16 protein-coding genes and 1 pseudogene are annotated in these 18,901 nt (G+C 64.9%); 5 read left to right on the top strand and 12 right to left on the bottom strand.

Annotated features, from left to right (window positions below; all coding sequences use genetic code 11):
- From ACWF6P_RS22875 to ACWF6P_RS22825, 11 genes are all read right to left on the bottom strand, one after another.
- The gene (locus tag ACWF6P_RS22875; protein ID WP_452622603.1) at positions 1 to 801 is read right to left on the bottom strand and encodes an IclR family transcriptional regulator; all 801 of its coding nucleotides are present in this window, start codon (positions 799 to 801) and stop codon (positions 1 to 3) included.
- Positions 802 to 971: 170 nt separating this feature from the next.
- The gene (locus tag ACWF6P_RS22870) at positions 972 to 1,979 is read right to left on the bottom strand and encodes an ABC transporter permease (RefSeq protein ID WP_452622602.1); all 1,008 of its coding nucleotides are present in this window, start codon (positions 1,977 to 1,979) and stop codon (positions 972 to 974) included.
- Positions 1,976 to 3,577, bottom strand: coding sequence for a sugar ABC transporter ATP-binding protein (locus ACWF6P_RS22865; RefSeq protein ID WP_452622601.1), 1,602 nt, complete (start codon positions 3,575 to 3,577; stop codon positions 1,976 to 1,978). The genes ACWF6P_RS22870 and ACWF6P_RS22865 overlap by 4 nt, the downstream gene beginning before the upstream one ends.
- Before the next feature lie 224 nt (positions 3,578 to 3,801).
- Positions 3,802 to 5,295 (bottom strand): amidase, encoded by a 1,494-nt coding sequence (locus ACWF6P_RS22860; protein ID WP_452622600.1) that lies wholly within the window; start codon positions 5,293 to 5,295, stop codon positions 3,802 to 3,804.
- Entirely contained in the window at positions 5,292 to 5,657 is a 366-nt protein-coding gene (locus tag ACWF6P_RS22855; RefSeq protein WP_452622599.1) for a bifunctional 3-phenylpropionate/cinnamic acid dioxygenase ferredoxin subunit, read from the bottom strand. Before ACWF6P_RS22855 ends, ACWF6P_RS22860 begins: the two co-directional genes overlap by 4 nt.
- Before the next feature lie 68 nt (positions 5,658 to 5,725).
- Positions 5,726 to 6,640 (bottom strand): ABC transporter substrate-binding protein, encoded by a 915-nt coding sequence (locus ACWF6P_RS22850; protein WP_452622598.1) that lies wholly within the window; start codon positions 6,638 to 6,640, stop codon positions 5,726 to 5,728.
- 123 nt (positions 6,641 to 6,763) lie between these two features.
- The gene (locus ACWF6P_RS22845) at positions 6,764 to 7,321 is read right to left on the bottom strand and encodes an aromatic-ring-hydroxylating dioxygenase subunit beta (protein WP_452622597.1); all 558 of its coding nucleotides are present in this window, start codon (positions 7,319 to 7,321) and stop codon (positions 6,764 to 6,766) included.
- A gap of 5 nt (positions 7,322 to 7,326) precedes the next feature.
- Positions 7,327 to 8,604, bottom strand: coding sequence for an aromatic ring-hydroxylating dioxygenase subunit alpha (locus ACWF6P_RS22840; protein WP_452622596.1), 1,278 nt, complete (start codon positions 8,602 to 8,604; stop codon positions 7,327 to 7,329).
- 30 nt (positions 8,605 to 8,634) lie between these two features.
- The gene (locus tag ACWF6P_RS22835; protein ID WP_452622595.1) at positions 8,635 to 9,732 is read right to left on the bottom strand and encodes a sugar ABC transporter substrate-binding protein; all 1,098 of its coding nucleotides are present in this window, start codon (positions 9,730 to 9,732) and stop codon (positions 8,635 to 8,637) included.
- 139 nt (positions 9,733 to 9,871) lie between these two features.
- Positions 9,872 to 11,239: an amidase gene (locus ACWF6P_RS22830; RefSeq protein WP_452622594.1), complete on the bottom strand. Its 1,368-nt coding sequence runs from the start codon at positions 11,237 to 11,239 to the stop codon at positions 9,872 to 9,874.
- A complete protein-coding gene (locus tag ACWF6P_RS22825; protein WP_452622593.1) occupies positions 11,236 to 12,102 on the bottom strand; it encodes an ABC transporter substrate-binding protein in 867 nt (288 codons plus the stop codon). Before ACWF6P_RS22825 ends, ACWF6P_RS22830 begins: the two co-directional genes overlap by 4 nt.
- A 173-nt stretch (positions 12,103 to 12,275) precedes the next feature.
- On the opposite strand from ACWF6P_RS22825, the gene ACWF6P_RS22820 reads away from it, so the two are divergent.
- Positions 12,276 to 13,502 carry an NAD(P)/FAD-dependent oxidoreductase gene (locus ACWF6P_RS22820; RefSeq protein WP_452622592.1) on the top strand — a complete coding sequence of 409 codons (1,227 nt, stop codon included), beginning with the start codon at positions 12,276 to 12,278 and terminating at the stop codon, positions 13,500 to 13,502.
- A 112-nt stretch (positions 13,503 to 13,614) separates the two neighbouring features.
- Here ACWF6P_RS22820 and ACWF6P_RS22815 read toward each other — a convergent pair.
- Positions 13,615 to 14,311, bottom strand: a pseudogene (locus tag ACWF6P_RS22815) (IS6 family transposase).
- Positions 14,312 to 14,548: 237 nt separating this feature from the next.
- Between ACWF6P_RS22815 and ACWF6P_RS22810 the strand changes: the two are divergent.
- The 4 genes from ACWF6P_RS22810 to pabB all read left to right on the top strand — a co-directional run bounded on the left by ACWF6P_RS22810 (position 14,549) and on the right by pabB (position 18,855).
- On the top strand, positions 14,549 to 14,911 hold the full coding sequence (locus ACWF6P_RS22810) for a hypothetical protein (protein WP_452622629.1): 363 nt from the start codon (positions 14,549 to 14,551) through the stop codon (positions 14,909 to 14,911).
- On the top strand, positions 14,820 to 15,101 hold the full coding sequence (locus ACWF6P_RS22805; protein WP_452622627.1) for a transposase: 282 nt from the start codon (positions 14,820 to 14,822) through the stop codon (positions 15,099 to 15,101). Before ACWF6P_RS22810 ends, ACWF6P_RS22805 begins: the two co-directional genes overlap by 92 nt.
- A gap of 155 nt (positions 15,102 to 15,256) precedes the next feature.
- Positions 15,257 to 16,171: an alpha/beta hydrolase gene (locus tag ACWF6P_RS22800; RefSeq protein ID WP_452622591.1), complete on the top strand. Its 915-nt coding sequence runs from the start codon at positions 15,257 to 15,259 to the stop codon at positions 16,169 to 16,171.
- 542 nt (positions 16,172 to 16,713) lie between these two features.
- On the top strand, positions 16,714 to 18,855 hold the full coding sequence (gene pabB / locus ACWF6P_RS22795; RefSeq protein ID WP_452622590.1) for an aminodeoxychorismate synthase: 2,142 nt from the start codon (positions 16,714 to 16,716) through the stop codon (positions 18,853 to 18,855).
- Positions 18,856 to 18,901: the final 46 nt, after the last annotated feature.

The raw sequence follows: 18,901 nt of genomic DNA, 5'->3' as shown, positions 1-18,901 counted from the left end.
TCAGACCGCCCGCCCCATGCCTGCGGGAAGCCGAGAGGCGATCTGCTGGGCCGCTTGCCGCAGGGAGGCCTCCAGCGGATTGGGAGGCAAAGGCCTTTTCACATCACCGGACAGCGACAACGCAGCGTACGATTTCCCCTGCCTGGTCAGAATCGGCGCGGCGACGCACGACACCCCCGCGTAGCTCTCCTCTCGCTCGACGGACAGGCCCCGTTCCCGGATCAGGTGCAAGTCCCTGGCGAGAAACCTCGGATCCGTGACCGCCTTCGGCCCCATCGCCAGCAGCGTCCGCGGCGGCGAGAGGGCGTCCTGGTACGCGAGCAACGCCTTCCCCAGCGCGGACGCGTGGGCGGGAAATCGGTTACCTACGGCGGTAGGCAGCCGGAGCGACTGGCGGCCGCGCACCCGCTCGACGTAGACGATGTCGAAATCCTTCAGGACCGCGAGATGAACGGTCGCGCTCGGAAATCGATACGCGAGGTCGCGCATGCTAGGGAGAGCGAGTTCACGGAGACGATGCGGCGCCTGCACGCGGCTTCCGATCTCGAACAGCCGGATACCGAGCGAGAGTTTGCCGTCGGCGGTCCGTTCGAGGACCCCCCGTGCCAGCAGGCCCCGGGTTAGCCGGTGAACGGACGACTTGGGGAGTCTCGTTCGGCGGGACAATTCGGCTAGCGAGAGGGGCTCACCGGATTCGAAGGCCTCGATGAGATCGAGACCCCGTTCGAGAACTGAGTTCCTGGCTGGGCTCTCCTGGACCTCTCCGTGCTCAAGGCCATCAGGCTGCGTTGTCTCTGTCACGTTCTTGCCTCCGCGTGAAAGGTGGCCTGCACCCCTTGAATACCCCAGAATATGATGCGCGTCACACCGGGTGCCACAGTGTACCCCGACCTCTCGGGGGCGACAGGAGAGCCGAATCCCCCGATCGAGCCGGGACGGCGGACGTCCGTCGGTCCGCCGCCTCCGCACGGCTACGCCTTGCGTCGTGACAACATCTCCGCGATCCCCGCCACGATGACGATTCCGCCGGTCACGATCGTCTCCCAGTAGGACTGGACACCCCAGTAGCCGAGGCCGTTCGACAGAACCGCGAGAAAGAGCACACCGATGGCGGTTCCCGTCACGGTGCCCACGCCGCCCTTCAGACTCGCCCCTCCGAGCAGTACCGCTGCGATGGCGGCGAAGAGCGCGTCCTCCCCGACGAGCGGGCTCGCCGCCTGGATCTGGGCGGCCTGCATGATGCCCGCCGCCGCGGCGGAACCGGCCGAGATTCCGAACACGACCATGATGGTCCGTTCGACCCGGACTCCCGCAACCCGAGCTCCTTCCAGGTTCCCTCCGATCGCGAAGACGTCCCGGCCGAACAACGTCCGGTTCAGGACGATCCAGGCGATAACGAAGGTGCCGGCCATGATGATCACGGGCGTCGGGACGAATCCCACCGACCCGTACATGAGCGAGGCCAGGAACTCGGACGAGATGGTCTGGGTCTTCATCCCGGAGATGAGGTTGGCAAAGCCCAGGTAGAGCCAGAGCGCCCCGAGGGTCACCACGAGGAAGGACACGTCGAACCGTCCGACCAGTCCACCGATGACGAAGCCGCCGAGGACGACGCTGATGAGCAAGGTGAGAACGATACTCAGTCCGATCCCGAACCCGCTGTTCACGGCCAGGTATCCGAGGAGCACTCCGCACAGCGTCAGCATCGAGCCGATGGAGAGATCGAAGTAGCCGAGCACCATCATGAACGTGGTACCGAGGGACAGCACCCAGATGATGGATGCCCCCGCGAGCACCGCCTTGATGTTGTTCGCAGTGAGGAAGTGATCGGTGGTGGCGGAGAACACGATCACGAGGGCGACGAGCAGGACCAGGGTCACCGCCGCGCGGCCGGCAAGGATACGTTTCGCGGTCTCGACGACCAGGTTGCCCTGGGGCCTGGCCCCGTGAGGTTCGGTTCGAGTCATACTGTCAGTCACTGCTCTTCCTCTTTCTCTCCATACCCGTTGTCAAATGCTGCCGACGCACCCGCGCCGATCAGCTGCGCAAGCTTTTCCACCGTCGCCGTGCCTCGCTCGATCTCGCCTGCGAACCGGCCCTTGTCCATCACGATGACGCGGTCGCAGAGGTCCACCAGCTCATCCAGTTCGGATGACGCGACCAGCACGCTGAGGCCGGCATCACGCGCGTCCACGAGTTGGCGGTGAATCTCGAACTTGGCTGCGGCGTCGACACCACGTGTCGGTTCGTCGAGCAGAAGGATCGTGGGTTCGCACATCAGGCACCGGCCGAGCACCACCTTCTGCTGATTTCCCCCGCTCAACGCACCGACCCGGGCGTCGAGCAACGGAGCCTTGACCTGCAACCGGTCGGACCATCGCGTGCTCTCCGCCACTTCGCGACTCTTGGATATCCATCGGAGCCTGCTCTTCCTACTGTCCACCGACATCATGAAGTTGGCCCGCACGGACATGTCGATCACCAACCCGGATTCCTTCCGGTCGGGCGGTACGAACAGGAATCCGTTCCGCACGGCCTCGAAGCACCGGCGCGGCAGAGGTCGTTCCGTTCCGTCGACTGTCATGGTGCCGCCGTCGGGCACCCGGCGAAGGCCTGCAACCGCTTCCAACAATTCGTGTGATCCGGACCCGGCCAAGCCGGCAAGACCGAGTATCTCGCCCTTGCCGAGCCGAAACTCGGCAGTGTCCAGAAGGCCGGGTATCGCCATCGCGGGAAAGCGCGCACGTGTCTCACCCAACATGTCCCGTTTTGGCCTCGTCGTGGTCGGGCTGGTTATGTCCACCGCGGCCAGCGCGCTTCCCACCATGTCCTGGACCAGGCTGTCCGAGGTGTACTCGCCCACCGGCGCGGATCGGGTCACCCTGCCGTCGCGCATCACGGTGATGGAATCGCAGATCGACATCAGCTCGTTGATCCGGTGGGACACGAGAACGATCGCGACGCCGGAGTCACGAAGCCGATGAATGAGTCCGAACAGACTTTGCGCCTCTTCGTTGTTGAGTGAGCTGGTCGGCTCGTCGAGAATGAGCACCTTGCACCCGGTGGAGACCGCCCGCGCGACCTCGACGAGCTGCTTCGTGTGAGCCGGAAGCTCCGACACGAGCGTCCCGGGTCCCACGTGAACGTCGAGCTCCTCGAGGTAGCGCACGGCATGCGCGAACGTACGCTGCCAACTCACCAACCCGTTCCGTCGGAGCTGCCGGCGGCCGAGAAGGACGTTCTCGCCGACACTGAGACTCGGAACCAAGCTCAGTTCCTGTGTGACGATGCTGATTCCGGCTTTGATCGCATCCTGGGGCCGTCGAAAGTCGACGGACTCGCCCGACACCTCGATCCGGCCCTCGTCTGCACTCTTCTGTCCCGCAAGGATTCCCAGGAGGGTGGACTTCCCCGAGCCGTTCAAGCCGATGACGCCGTGAATCCTACCGGCCTCCAAGACGAGGTCGGCGCCGTCCAGGGCGACAACTCCCCCGTAGCGTTTCGAGATTCCGGTCATGGACACCAGCGTGTCGACATGCGTCGCCGCCTGCGCAGCGTCACGATCCAAGGTACGCATATGCTACTTTCCCCTTTCACCGCGGCTGACTGGTGTCCGCGTGCCGCACTCGGTGCGAATGGTCTGTCGTGAAGATGTGCGATCGGGCCGGACCGTGAGTAGTCGAAAGCCCGCTGTGCGACCTGCTGCCGGCGCCACCCACGACCGAGCAGTCGACGGCACGCCGCGCCCGCACGACCGGAACGTTCCGGTCACGGAGATGCACGGCTGAGATCAGTCGCGTGTCACTGGGTGGGAATCTGCGTCGTCTCGTGGAGGTCGCACCGCACGTGGGCGACTTCCGCTTCCGCCGATCTCACCAGGTCTTCGTATCCGCAGGAGTCCGCGAGTGGCCCGACCTCGTGGTGCACCCTCCCGCCCCTGCCACCGTCTCCCGACCGGCCGAGTGGCAGATCGTCGACGCTGAAACTCTGTCCGTCCGAGACGGTGCTCGCTGCGGTGATCAGGCGTGCGAGCCTGCGATTGTCACCAATGAGCTGCATCCCCGCGGGAAGCGTCCCGGATCGGGACCCCACCGGTACGGAGAGGGAGGTGAGGTGGGCCAGGCTCGCAAGTCGCGTGAACACGGCGACATCCGACGCGTGCGAGCTCTCGAGGTCCCGCCGCGCCACTCCGGGTGTCGTGGGCAGCATGATCGCGTCTACGCCCGCGAGAACCTCGCTGAGCTCCACCCGGAGCTCGTCGCCCGCACGCTGTGCCGCACGGAGGTCTATGTCGTCGAACATTCTTCCGCCGTGGATCTTCCGTTGCATCGACGGAGTCAGCGGTTCGATGGCCGTGTCCATCAGGTTGCCGTAGATCCGAGCCGCCTCCGAGTACGTGATGACCCACGCAGCCGCAGTCGCGCGGCGAGCCGATGCGATGTCGACCACGGTGACCTCGACGCCGGCGTCACGCAGCCGCTCAGTGGCGATGTCGTACGCGAACGCGACGACTTCGTCGAGCTCCGCCCACAGCGGTTCCACTCGTGCGACCCGCAGCGGGCCGACATAGTGGTCCTCCGGCTCACCCGACCACGACAGCATCCCGCCGAGGAACGCCGCGTCATCGACACCGGACGCGATCAGCGCCACCGCATCGAGACTCGGACTCAGCGGAGCCACACCGTGCAGAGGGAAGTCCGTGGATGGGTGCCGCAACGCCGTCACACCGCAGTACGCGGCCGGGATCCGCGCCGAGCCACCGGTGTCGGCTGCGACTGCGAACGGGACGATCCCCGCGGCCACCGCGGCAGCCGCCCCGCCACTGGAGCCGCCGGGCGTCCGCTCCAGGTCGTGAGGATTGCGCGGAGCAGCGGACAAGAGGTAGTCGCCGCCCGCGAACTCGGACGTGGCCAGCTTCCCGATGCAGATCGCCCCGAGATCGCAGAGCGCCTTCACGATCGGTGCGTCACGATCTGTCATCCGCTGACGCGAGCCGACCGTCCCGTAGGTGGTCGGCATCCCGGCGACGTCGATGGTGTCCTTGCAGGCGAAGGGAATGCCGTGCAGTGGACCCGTCCACTGCCCGCGCATCTGAAGCGCGGTCGCGATCTCGGCGGCTCGGTGGGCCCGGCCCCAGTCGACGTAGCTGAATGCGCGGATCTCGTGTTCGACGGCGTCGAACCGCCGCTCGGCCGCCGCGACCAGTTCGACGGGCGTGACCTCACTCGAGCGGATACGTTCGCTGACGCCGCGCAGCCCGGGTACTGCGTCGCCGCCCGTGGTGGCGCGCCTCACGAGGACACCTCGGACGGTGCGGCGGCGATGTTCGAGACGTGTACTCTCCCGTCGCGCACGACAACCGGGTAGGTTTCCAGGGGACCGTTGGCCGGGGGGCCGAGCACCGCCCCGGTCCGCACGCAGAACGAGGCGAAATGCAGGGCACATTCGACGACGGCACCGTCCAGGTAGCCGTCCTCGGACAGGGACGACTTGGAGTGGGTGCAGGTGTCGGAGGTCGCGTAGAACTGCCCGTCCACATTGAAGAGCGCGATCGGTTCGCCTTCGTCGCGCTCCACGACGAGCGCCTCACCGGGAGTCAGGTCTCCCACTGCGCAGGCGTAATGCCATTCCGACCCGTCGAGGTCTGATTCGATCATGATTGACGGCTCCCTTCACTCGCCCGATGTGTCGGTGGCGGTCGCTTCCGCGCGCCGAGAACCTGAACCTAGGTGAGGCGTAGATCACTCGAGTAGCCCGCGTTCCGCCCACCGGATCGCGAGTTCTCGTGGTCGTCGCGGACGCCGGTGTAACGGGGCACCACCCCCGATGCGCGCAGGATCTGTGCCCACCGCTCCAGTGCCGCAGCTGGCAACGCGGGCGACTCCGGCCACACCGCGAGTCGATGCAGCGCGCCGACACCCACCTCCACGGCACCCGCTGAGGAGAATCGCGCGGAGACGAGCTGGGCACACTCTGCCGGGCTGTGCGACGCCGTCCAGGCCTGTGCCTGCCCAACCGCCCTGCTGAACCGGGTCAGCGCCTCGCGCACGCCGTCGCGGCGAAGCATGGACCGCCGTACCGCGTACACGCTCCACGGAATGTCCCCGGCCATCTCGTCGATCGTCGTGACAGTGGTCAGGCCGGGGCTGCGGGCGGACCGGTGCGCGGGGAGGAGCAGGAAGTCCCCCACCCCCCTCCGGAAGAGCTCGTCGGCGGCGTCAGCCGACGCGACGGGCAGGATGCGGATCCGTTCGCGGCCGGGCCCCCGCCGATCGAGGCCGTACTGAAGCGCTATCAACGGAGTCGGCGCCCCTGCCGGGACGATGATCACCGAATCCTCCACTATCGCATCCCGATCCGGCCGAACGGACCTGCCCGCGACGATGTGGTGACATCGCGCGTTGCTCAGCGCGACGGGGATCCACGGATCCGGTTCGTTCGCCGTGAGGAGACAGAACCACAGGCTCCCCAGAACAACCGGTACCCCACGCCCATCGGATTCGGCCGATTCGAGAACGTGGTACCCCTCGGCAGTGGACTCGAAGCACACCGGCACGGACTCGCGCTCGAAGAACCCCAGTTCGTCGGCGACGTACTGGGGAAGGTAGAGCGGTCCGTCATTACTGAAAATCGTGAGCACGTCAACCTTCGGTGGTCGCAGGGACTGGCCCGCACCACCCAAGGTGCGGGTTCTTCGCGAACGTGAACGGCGCGGCGCAGCAATATGTTTGCTGCGCCGCGCCGTCGCACGATGCTCGTGTTCTCAGAAGAAGACGCTGAGGTTCTTTGACAGAATCACGTTCTGGTCCAGGAGGACGGTCCTCGCCGCGATCCGCCAGCCGTCGGGAGTCCTTCTCAGGACATCCTTCCGGCCGCCGGCCCACACGTCCACCTCGGACTCGAGCCTGTTGCGATAGAGAATGAAGCTCGACCGCACCGTGAGCTCGTCTTCTGAGACGTTCCTCTCGGTGACCCTCACGTTGCTCACCACGTGCCTGGTCCGGGACGGCGGATCCTCCGCCCAGTGCCGCGACGACTCCAGTTGTCGGACCCGCTTGTCGAGCCGATCCCACGACTCGTCGAAGTGGGCCATGTAGGTACCGAGGTCAGCCTCCTCCGCCGGACGCTGATTGCGCAGACGATTGCGGCGCAGCGGGATCCAGTAGCGAGTGTCCTCGGTGAAGAGGTTCAGCCACGGCCGCCACTGCCACGTGTCGAGCAGGTGCGCCTCGTTGAACAGGAACTGCTCGATCTCATGGCGCAGCAGGAGATCTTCCGCGCCGACCGACACGGTCGCCTCGATGTGCTCTGTGGTGGACATTCCGGTCACCCCTTCTTCAGATGCGGCCATGCGTCGCCGCTCGTCATGAATTCCAACCACCGCTTGTAGAACCCGCGCTGCGGACCCTCACCCAGGTAGTAGCGGCCGCGACGGCCGGGGAGTTCCTCGTCGCCGTCGAACTCCTCACCGAGACCCATCTGGTAGTTCCACTCGACCTTGCGCGACTGGTGGCCGTGTTCGAGGATCTGTCCAATCAGGTCCCAGTTCTCGCCGTCGTCGGTTTCGACGATGCCTGCGGCGCCCTCCGTCAGCACGTTCCCCAACTGGATCTCGCGCTTGATGAAGTCCGGAGCGTCCTTCTCCACGACGGTGAACGACCAGATCTCGAACTTGTTGGGGCCCTTCGGGTGCCAGATCCGAATGTTGTTGGATCCGCCGAGTCCGGACAGGTTGGGGAACACGGTGAAGTTGCCCGTGTACCCGCCGATCGGCCCCCACAGGTCCACGCCGGTCTTCAGCGTGCCCTGCCGGTAGTCGTAGGTCGGGTCGTCCGCGAGCCGGACCGCGCGGTCCGGCATCCAGGAGAGGCCGTGCCCGCCCGGCATCGTCGCCTGTCCGCCCGGCAGCCAACCGTTGTCTTCACCGTAGGTGCCGTAGGCCTCGAGGGAGGACGTGTGCGTTACGGGCGCGTGGTACCCGTCGCCCGCGAACTGCTCGGCTCCGAGCTTCCAGTTTCCGTGGATCGTCCACTTCACAACCCCCGGGATGACCTCGATTCCGGAGCCCGTCCTGTTGTGCCACGCGCGCAGGTAGTGCGCCATGTCGCCGAGGTACTCTTCGAGAGGCGGGGCGGACTCGTCGAAGGTGCCGAAGATGAAATCCTCGAAGGTCTCGACGCGGATGCTGCGGAGTCCGAACTTCTCCTTGGGGAGCTTGCCGAAGTAGGCGTCGTCCTCGTTGGGAACGTTCACCAACCGGCCGTCGGAACCATACGCCCACCCGTGATAGGTACACGTGAAAATCTTGGCGTTGCCCTCTTCCGCGCGGCACACCTTCATCCCGCGATGGCTGCAGACGTTCAGCATCGCGCGAACGCTTCCGTCCTTCTGCCGGGTCACGAGGACGGGGTCGGAACCCATGTACGTCGCATAGAAGTCGTGCGCGTTCGGGATCATCGAGTCGTGCGCGAGGAACAACCAGGCACGTCCGAACAACCGGTCAAGCTCCGTGCGGTAGATGTCCTCGTCGATGAAGATGTGGGGGTTGACGAGACCCTCGTCGAATCTGACGAGGTCGGTCAACTTGCTGGTGTCAGTGGTCATTGCGTGCCTCTTCTCCGGTGACTCCGGCTGTCAAGAATTTGCCTTCTCGAAGTCCGCAAGAATGTCGTCGTTCGACTGCATGCTTCCGGACTTGATCTTTTCCTCGGTCACGACTCCCTTGGGTCGAACCCACACTGTGTCGGGAACGTCGATGCCCTGGACCACGGCGTATGCTCCGCGAATCGCCTCCACGGCCATCCCGATCTGGTCGATCTGCACGGTCGCTGCCATCTGTCCGGATTCGACGGCGTTGTATCCGTCCTGATCGCCCTGCTGTCCGATCGACTTCACCGGGACGCCGGTGAGCTTCGATGCGATGCCCGCGCCGATCGCCGTCGGGTCGTTGTAGCCGATGACCCAGGACGCGTTCGGGTATTTCTGGAGGGCAGGGGTCAGAGTCTTCGATGCCCCGCTGGCGTCGTCACCGCTGTTCGCGATCGTGTCGATGACGTTGGCCCCACACTGGGCAGCCCACGACTTGCTCTGCTCGACGAAGTAGACGAGAGCAGGTACGGGGGAGGCGAATTCGGAGAGCAGGACCTCTGCGCCTGGCGTCTGACCGACAACGTGGCTGATCTGCTCGTAGGCGACACCGTCGTAGCCGTACGCGACGTTGGTCGCGTACCCGTCGACCTTGTCCGCCTCGTCTTCCCATGCCGCGTAACCGATGACGGGAATGCCTGCGGCATTGGCTCTCTCGATGATGGGCTTGAGCGCAGTCACATCGAGGGGCCACACGACGATCGCGTCGACGCCCTGGTTGATCAGCTGCGTGGTGACTTGTACCTGGGTTTGTGTCTGGCCGGCCGAGTCGACCGGCACCAGGCGACCACCCAGACGCTCCGCCTCGATCTTCGCCGCGGCCTGCTGCTGCGAGTTTCCGTAGTTGGTTCCGATCGGGTTCACCCAACCGATGGTGAGATCCTGTTTCGCAGGTTCCGGATAGCTGTCCGGGTACTCGGACTGGAATCCGGAGTACGGTCCGGTGCAGTCCACCGCCGTCTCCACTGCGGAGGCGCTCGACTCCGATTCGGTTGCCGCGCACCCGGCGAGAACGAGCGCCGACACGAACGTGACGACCACCCCGATTACCGGACGCCTCTGACCTGACGCGTACCACCTCGTCATTGCTGCTCCTCTGCAAGTTCGGTTCGCCGGGACGTTGGAACTGGGCTGGGTTCCACACATTCCAGCACTGCCAATGACATTCGACGCCCGAGGTGCCACAGGCAAGCACGCGTTCCGCGCGCCGGAATGCTCCGGCCCGTCACCGGGGAGCCCCCACACCGGGCTGGGGCGGCAGCGGCGGTGGTCCGACCCGTTCCTGATAGCGAGTGGCGAGACCGAGGACGAGATCGTCGGCACCGACGCGTCCCGCGATCTGCATTCCGACGGGCAGTCCGACCGATGTGACACCGCACGGGACCGAAATCGCAGGCGCTCCGACCAGATTGAAGAGCTGCTGCAGCTCGGCCCCGCCCGTGGATTCCTCGCCGAGCAGGGGCGGGGGATGTGCCGTGGTGACGCTGACGACAAGATCGAGGCCGTCCATCGCCTCGGAGAATCGCCGCCGGATCCGCTGCTGCTCTGCCAGTGCCCCCGCGTAGGTCTCCGCGGAGATCCACCCTCCCCGACGAATCCGGTCGACGACCGCGGGGCGGGGTCCCGGCGCCCGCGCCAACAGGTGCCGGTACTGCTGGTGCAGTTCGTGTTCGGCGATCGTCGATGCGCATGCCGCCCGGACGGTGAGCCGGCGACCGAACTCGACGTGTCGGACCTCCGCGCCGACGGCCTCGAGAACGCTCAGTGCACTCTCGAGTGCGGCGACGTGCTCCGGGTGCGCACAGTCGCCGACGAAGTCGTGCAGGACGCCGACCCGGAGGCTCGACACTTCCGTCGGATGCACCCGGCCGCCGTCGGGTCGGGTTAACCACCGGCGGTCCTGGAGCACGGACATCGCAACGGCGCAGTCCGACGCCGTCCGCGCGAGCACGCCGACGTGGTCGAGTGTCGGGCTCAACGGCATGGCGCCACCAGTGCTGAGGTGACCGATCGTCGGTTTGAACCCGGTGACGCCGCAGGCGGCCGCCGGCCCCCGCACCGAACCTCGAGTGTCGGTGCCAATCGACAGGAGGCCGAAACCCGCGGCCACGGCCGCCGCGCTGCCGCTACTCGACCCTCGGGGCGATCTCGTCGGATCCCACGGATTGACGGTTGGTCCGAAGCGCCCCCCGCCGTCGGGTGCCATCGCGAGTTCGAAGCAGTTCGTCGTTCCGATCAGGATCGCGCCACCATCGCGGGCCGCTCGCACCACGTCCGCGTCTGCGGCGGGAACACGGCCCAGCAACGCTGCGCTCGCTCCGGTGATGGACTGCCCCGCGACGTCGATCACGTCCTTGACGGTGAACGCGACTCCGTGAAGGGGACCACGGTCCATTCCCGCCGACAGCTCCCCCGTGGCCGTGCGTGCTTGTCTCCGTGCCGATTCCGCAAACAGGGAGCTGATGGCATTGATACTCGGATTGAGCCGACTTACGCGGTCGAGAACCTCCTCGACGTGGTCGACGGGGCTCGCCGAGCCGCTGCGAAACGCACGTGCCAACACGGCGATGTCGCTCGTGGGAGCGTCGGTCATGGGACGATCTCGGCGTAGTCCATCGGTCGGTCGATCAATCCGTGATTCCAGATCACCGACAACCACGGCTCGACCTCACGCGGCTGAGGCGCCGCGTCCCGTGGCCACATTCCGACCCGCTGTAACCGCTCCACACTGGCGGCGATGATCCTGGGTTCGAGGTCCGGAAACTCGCGACAGAGCAGGGAGGCGGCGTCCGCCGCTGTCGTCGTCCGAAGGTCATTGACGCTCCGGGTCAACGCCCGCCCGAACTTCTCGGCCAGCCCGTCGATTCGGCGGAGGGTCCGCGGGGTCGAGTACAGGGTGCTCCACGGAACGGGCCCGCCCCACTCGGCGAGGTCGGCGACGGAATGGGAGCCTCGCGACAGCAGCGCCTGATCGGACGGGGTCATCGCCAGGATGTACTCGCCCATTCCCGCATCCCACAGCGCCATCGCTTCCGACTCTGCGATGTCCCGTACGAACCGCACACCTGTCGGGTCCACTCCGTGTCGCACGAGCGTCGAGGAGAAGCTCATCCAGCTGCTGCACGGATAGGCGGGCAGCACCACCGTGCGGCCTGCCAGTTGTTGCCACTCGAACGAGTCGTGCGGCTCCCGTCCCACCAGCATCTGCGGGATCCTCGCACATACCACTGCGAACGCGCGCAGGTCAGGCCCGCGACCGCGGTACATCACCGGCCGCCACAAACCTCCCAACGCCACGTCCACTCGATCGTGAGCGAATGCATCCGCGATGCCGGTGTCACCGAGGCGGACGATGTCCACGTCGAGCCCCTCATCCGCCAGATAGCCACGGTCGAGGGCCCGATAGAGGGGTAGGTACATTACGTTGTGCATGGCGGAGGCGAATCGAACTCGCACGGGTACTCCTGTCCGCTTGTGGTCGTACCGACCGATCACGGGGTCGGCGGATCCTGTCGAGCACGAGGATCCACACCACGCCTAGTCCTACCGAATGCACTTCGTCAGCATCGCGTTCCGGCTGGCGGACCGACCCGTGGGAGCATCCACCCGGCCCCGCCTACTGTCACCGCGTGCCCCAAACATGTGCAATCGTCGGTGCAAGTCTCGCGGGAAGCGAGGCTGCGTGGGAGTTGAGAGAACGCGGCTTCGAGGGCCGGGTTCTCCTCGTCGGTGAGGAGGTGCATGGTCCGTACGACCGGCCACCACTGTCCAAGGATTTCTTGACGGGAACCGACATCATCGCCCCGCCGTCGATCCGCTCGAGTAGTCAGCTGCAGGAGCGCGGTATCGAGATGATCACCGCGACTCGCGTAGTGGCACTTCGTCCCTCCGAAGGAGCGATCGAACTCGACAACGGGTCGACGATCACCGCCGACAAGGTTCTCCTGGCCACGGGCAGCGTGCCCCGAAGGTTGCCCGTCGCGGGTGCCGACCTTCCCGGTGTTCACACACTGCGCACCTACGATGACGCTCTGGCTCTCCGCTCGGGACTGAAGGCCGGGAGCCAGGTTGTGGTGGTGGGTGCGGGATTCATCGGTCTCGAGGTCGCGGCGAGTGCTGTGCAACTCGGGTGCGACGTGACCGTCCTCGAGAGTGCCGGCCAGATCCTGGGCAGGGTGTTCGGGCCGGAGGTGTCGGATACGTACGTCGACCTGCACCGTGCACACGGGGTGACCATCCGGGTCGAGTCGACGGCGCGGGCGATCATAGGCTCGACACATTGCACTGCGGTGGAACTGAACGACGGAACAACGATCGGCGCCGACGTCGTCGTCGTCGGGATCGGCGTCGATCCCGCGATCGACCTCGCTCGCAGCGCGGCGCTGACGGTCGCCAACGGAATCCTGGTCGACCACTCCTGCGCCACGTCGAACGAGTCCGTCTTCGCCGCAGGTGATTGCAGCTCCCGCCCGACCGCACATGCACCGGAACCGGTGCGGCTCGAGTCCTGGCACAACGCCGTGCGGCAGGGCGCGGCCGCCGCTCGGTCGATGCTCGGCGAGCAGGTTCACTTCGACGAACTTCCCTGGATGTGGTCAGACCAGTACGACGTCAACATGCAGATCATCGGGCTCCCGCGGCGAGACCAGCAGCTGGTATGGCGGGGTCACCCCTATTCGACGAAGCGCATCGGCTTCTTCATGGAAGGCATGCGCGTGCGAGCCGCCATCTGCCTCAACCAGGGTCGGGAACGTCGGCCCGTGTCGGGGCTCATCGTCAGCAGTGTCGAACTCGATCCGGCGGCACTCGCAGATCTCGACACACCGCTGAGGAGCTTGGCCAAGGCGACCGTCTAGGCTCTCCGGGTCCGGACAGGGACGGACGGGGGCGCTGTCACGTTAATCGAAAGTGTAGCGGCACATCTAGTTTGAGTTATCTTGCTGTGGGGTACCCACATGTCATTCAGTTTCAGGCGGCGGCAGTCGCGGTGACTTCCTGCCAGACCGCGAAGCGGTCGGCCATCTCGGTACGCCACTCGGGGGGCCGAGAGCTTGTGTCGGTTTGGCCGGAGATGCGTTGAGATGCCGCTGAACGCGGACAGGAACCGCTGCGCGTGACCTGGTGTTTTGAAGCGCTTCATCGCCCGTTCTCGCTGCCTGGTGGGTTGATGCGAGTTCTCAGCCCTGTTGTTCAAGTACTTGGATCGGCGATGCTCGACCGAGGCGATCAGTTCGGGGTGCGCGACCTGGTAGCTGGCGAGCTTGTCGGTGATAATCACCCGCGGCACATACTCCAGCCCTTTGAGCAGCTTGCGGAAGAATTTCTTCGCCGCCTTCGTGTTTCGGCGGGATTGAACCAGAATATCGAGCACGTTGCCGTGCTGGTCGACCGCCCGCCATAGGTAGTGCAGTGTGCCGTCGATTCGGATGAACACCTTGCCCAGGTGCCACTTGTCGCCTGGCCGCGCCCGCCGTCGGCGCAGCCGGTTGGCGTATGTCTGCCCGAACTTGGCGCACCACCGCCGGATCGTCTCGCAGCTCACCACTACGCCTCGTTCAAGCATAAGTTCCTCGACTTCGCGGAAGCTGAGTGGGAACCGGAAGTACAACGACACGCAGTGGTTGATGATCTCGACCGAGTAGCGGTGGCCTTTGTACGACGGCATCGGGGCGATCACGCCTCATTCTCCCAGCTTGCGGGGTTCAACAACGTGACAGCGCCCGATCGATCGCACCGCGTCGGAGCAACTGAGACAGGCTGCCGACCACGTACACGCCACTCGTCAGGAGAGTTCGATACTCGCCGTTCGCACGAAGAATCGCTTCGAAGCGGTCACAACTCTCAAGAACGAAGGCATGGGAATCAGAATGATCGCACGGCAACTTGGGTTGGCAAGGGAACCGTGCGCCGCTTCTACTACGCGAGCAGTGTTGACGAGTTGCTGGGAGCACCGCGGGCGGGCCGGCCCACCTTCCTGGACGAGTTTGCCGAGCACCTGCACGAACGGTTCAACGACGGGCACACCTCCACTGCTGCGCTCTACGAAGAACTTCAAGCATTGGGATATCGCGGCAGACTCCGCGCGGGTGCGCGACTACTTGAGACCGCTGCGCACCCTCGGCGCCGCGCCGGCCAGGAGACAAATTCCGAAGGCCCGGCGAATCACCTCGTGGATGCTGCGGCATGTCACATCGTTCGCGGATATTCTCGCAGAACACCTTGGCGCACAATTAAACTCGTGGATGTCAGCCGTCTCGGCAGATGACCTTTCACACTTGTGCTGCTTCGTTCGAGGGCTCGAAACCGACCACGCTGCGGTTCTGAATGGACTGACTCTGCCGTACAGTTCCGGCGCTGTCGAAGGGCACGTGAACCGAATCAAGATGCTCAAACGACAAAAGTACGGACGCGCCGGATTCGACTTGCTTCGCAAACGAATACTCCTCAGCGGCTGAAACTTTCAAATCAATCACGGAAAGTGGGCCAGAACCAGGTTTCGACCGTCGTTCACAGGCGGGTGCTACGTCATCGATACCGCACCGAACAGCATCGCGACGCTAGTATCTTCGTCAGTAGAACGCTATATGACTGACGTGAGGACGGAAACGCAATGCCCCTCGACCCGCAGGCCCGGCACTTTCTCGAGCTAACAGCCGGGACGCCACCGATCGACTCATGTACTCCGGCAGAGAACCGTGCGGCATTAGCCGCCGCCCTCGACATGACTGGAACGGTCACCGACATGTATCAGGTCGAGGACATGAAACTCGGCAGACTGGGTCGCAATGTTCCGATCCGCGTGTACCGGCCGCTCGACGCCCGCCAGCTCCCCGTCCTCGTGTATTTCCACGGTGGTGGGTGGTACATGGGCGACCTCGACATCGCAGATACCACCGCGCGTGACATCGCTTCCGCAAGTGGTGTGGTCGTAGTCAGCGTGGATTACCGGCTCGCGCCCGAGAATCGGTTCCCAGCAGCGCTCGACGATGCGCTGAGCGTAACTTGCGCGGTGTTGAGTGGTGATCTGGACGACGTCGATCACACGCGAGTGGCGGTCGGCGGTGACAGTGCCGGCGGAAACCTGGCCGCGGTGGTGGCGCAGGAACTGCGAGGAGAAGAGGGCCTGCGCCACCAGGTGTTGATCTACCCGGCGACACGCACCGATGTAGGGGCGACGGAGAGCAGTCGCCTGTTCGCCGAGGGACACTTCCTCACCGCTCGCGATATGCAGTTCTACATCGACACCTACGCCGGAGACGCGGATCGCTCGGACCCTCGACTCGCTCCGTCGGTCGCCAAAAACCTGAGCGGCCTCCCCTCCGCAACCGTGATCACTGCGGAGTTCGACGTGCTGCGAGACGAAGGCGAGGACTACGCGCGGGCCATGCGGGAAGCGGGCGTGCCGGTCACGCTTCGTCGTTTCGAAGGTCAGGTACACCCGTTTGTCTATATGGCCGGTGTCATCGATGCGGCCGCTGAGGCAAGATTATTCATCGGGGAAGAGCTTAAAGCTGTACTGGAGTGAGGCGTCCCTCCGAAACCCGCGGCGACCCTGGTGGGGTGCCACCGGTCAAGGCGCGGGGGTGAATGAGCGCGGATGCATACTCCCCCGCGTTGGCCTCAAAATTTCGTCTCGTCGAAGTCGCGGAGGATCTGTGGTTGCGGCGTTCCCGTGGCAGAACTGCGGGACCGCCGGCGCTGTGTCCGCAGGTTATTCGTGGCTGGACGTCGGGCCTGACCTGTCGGGTCAGGCGGTGTCTATGAGCTGGTTGTGGTAAACCGTCCTGGACGAGGGTGGAGCTCCTGATCCACCAAGAAGAATGCTGGTCGGGGCCGCGCTCCCGCGCGGCTACTTCGCGCTGCGGTGGCCGGGCGAAACCCTGACTGAGCACTGGGCGAACCTCGCTGGTCCGGCCCACAACGTACTCGCCCAGCAGTCCGCCGTGCGACGTCGCGCCCGCCTACTACAGCGAAAGACCTAGCTGTTAAATAGTTCGAACTCCGGCCAGGGACCGCCTTGGTTCGCCGGGATGGATACCACGTCGGCTGAGGAGTTCCTCGACCGACTTGACCGGATCACACCCGGCCTACCAGTGGGAAGTGAGTGAGCCTGTGCGCACACTGCTCATCGACAATTACGACTCCTACACGTACAACCTGTTCCACCTACTCGGCCAGGTAAACGGTGAAGCACCCGTCGTCATAGCCAACGACACAGCCGATCTGCCCGACCTCCACGCCTTTGACAACGTGGTGATCTCCCCCGGCCCCGGGCACCCTGCTTGCGCTCGTGACTTCGGGATATCCGCCGACTTGCTGAGCAAGTCGGCGGTGCCTGTACTCGGCGTCTGCCTCGGGCATCAGGGCATCGTGATTTGCGAGGGCGGCGAAGTCGTTCGAGCGCCTCGGGCACAGCACGGGCAAGTGGCCCGCGTGACTCATACCGGCGATCCCCTATTCGCGGGTATCCCAGAGGAATTCGGCGCAGTCCGCTACCACTCTCTGAGCGTCGCCGAGCCGCTGCCGGACGTCCTAGAGGTCATCGCACGGGCCGAGGACGGCGTCGTCATGGCGATACGGCACAGGAAGCTGCCCCGCTGGGGTGTCCAATTCCACCCCGAATCCATCGAGACCGAGCACGGACTACAGATGATGGCGAACTTCCGAGACCTCACACGCGAGGACCGGGCCCGCACTGGTCGGCCCGCGGCCCGTCGCGCCGCAGGACCCGTCAACCAGTTGATCGACAGCGACTCCCACAACGTACAAGTGCATTACACAGTCCAGATGCGTGAGCTGAACCATGCAGTGGACACTGAGGCCGCATTCGCAATGTTGTACTCGAGCTCCACTGCTGCGTTCTGGCTGGACAGTTCACATGTCGAGCAGGGCTTATCACAGTTCTCCTTCCTGGGGGACGCCAGCGGGCCGCTCGCTGAGGCCGTACGCTACTCAGTCGAAGACGGTCTGGTGACGGTGTCGTCAGCGACGCCTTCGACACATCGCGAGTCAGTGTTCGACTACCTCCAGAGGGAATTGAGCCGCCGCATCATCGACGCACCCGAGCTACCCTTCTGCTTCACCGGCGGCTACGTCGGTTGGTTCGGCTATGAGCTAAAAGCCGACTGCGGCTCGCCGAACAGCCACGCCGCCGAAACTCCAGACGCCGTTTGGCTATTCACGGACCGTTTCCTCGCAGTCGACCATGAGTCGGACCGCAGTTACCTTCTCGCACTGAGCGACGGTCCAGTCACCGCCGAGGCCGCGAGCCGATGGCTAGACGACACCGAGGTCCAGATCTCCAATCTCCACCCGCTGCCAGCACCCGATGCTGTCGAGCCCGCATCCGTCGAGCGCTTCCTGATTCGGCAGCGTGACGACTACACCCGCGACGTCGTCACCTGCCAGAACTACCTGCTTCGGGGTGAGAGCTACGAGATTTGCCTCACCAGTTTCGCTGATATGCCCGGTGGCGACATCGGCTGGGACGCCTACCGTCGGCTGCGCCGACTCAACCCGGCGCCGTACGCCGCCTATATGCACGTCAACGACATCGATGTGGCCTGCTCCTCCCCAGAACGGTTCCTCAAGATCGACGGGCAAGGCCTTGTCGAGACCAAGCCGATCAAGGGCACTGCCCCTCGGGGATCCACCCCGGATGAGGACAGAGCTATCCGGCAGGGGCTAGTTTCCAGTTCCAAGACCCGCGCTGAGAACCTGATGATCGTCGACCTTCTCCGCAACGACCTCGGGCGGGTCTGCGAAATCGGCAGCGTACACGTCCCGGTCCTGATGAACACCGAGAGCTACGCCACCGTCCATCAGCTGGTGTCAACCGTCCAGGGCCGCCTCGCCCCGGGCAACGACACCATCGACTGCGTACGTGCATGCTTCCCCGGCGGATCGATGACCGGTGCGCCCAAGCTGCGCACCCTGGAGATCATTGAATCACTCGAACAGCGCGCCCGCGGCATCTACTCGGGCTCGCTGGGCTACCTCGCCTGCAACGGCAGTGCCGATCTCAACATCGTGATCCGCACGATGGTCCGTACCGCTGGTCGCTGGCAGCTCGGCGCAGGTGGCGCGATCGTTCTCGACTCCGATCCGGACGACGAGTTCGACGAGATGCTCCTCAAGGCCGCCGCATCCGCCCGCGCCCTGGGGGTGCCCGCGGTCCCTACCGTCTCGCCTGCCGAAGTACGGAAATGAACCGCTATGACCTTCTGATATCCATAGATGCGCCTTCCTTGGTCAG

It is taken from the genome of Rhodococcus sp. NPDC055024 (genome assembly GCF_053608585.1).
The sequence above is the reverse complement of the archived record's forward strand: the minus strand, read 5'-3'. Positions and strand labels throughout refer to the sequence as shown.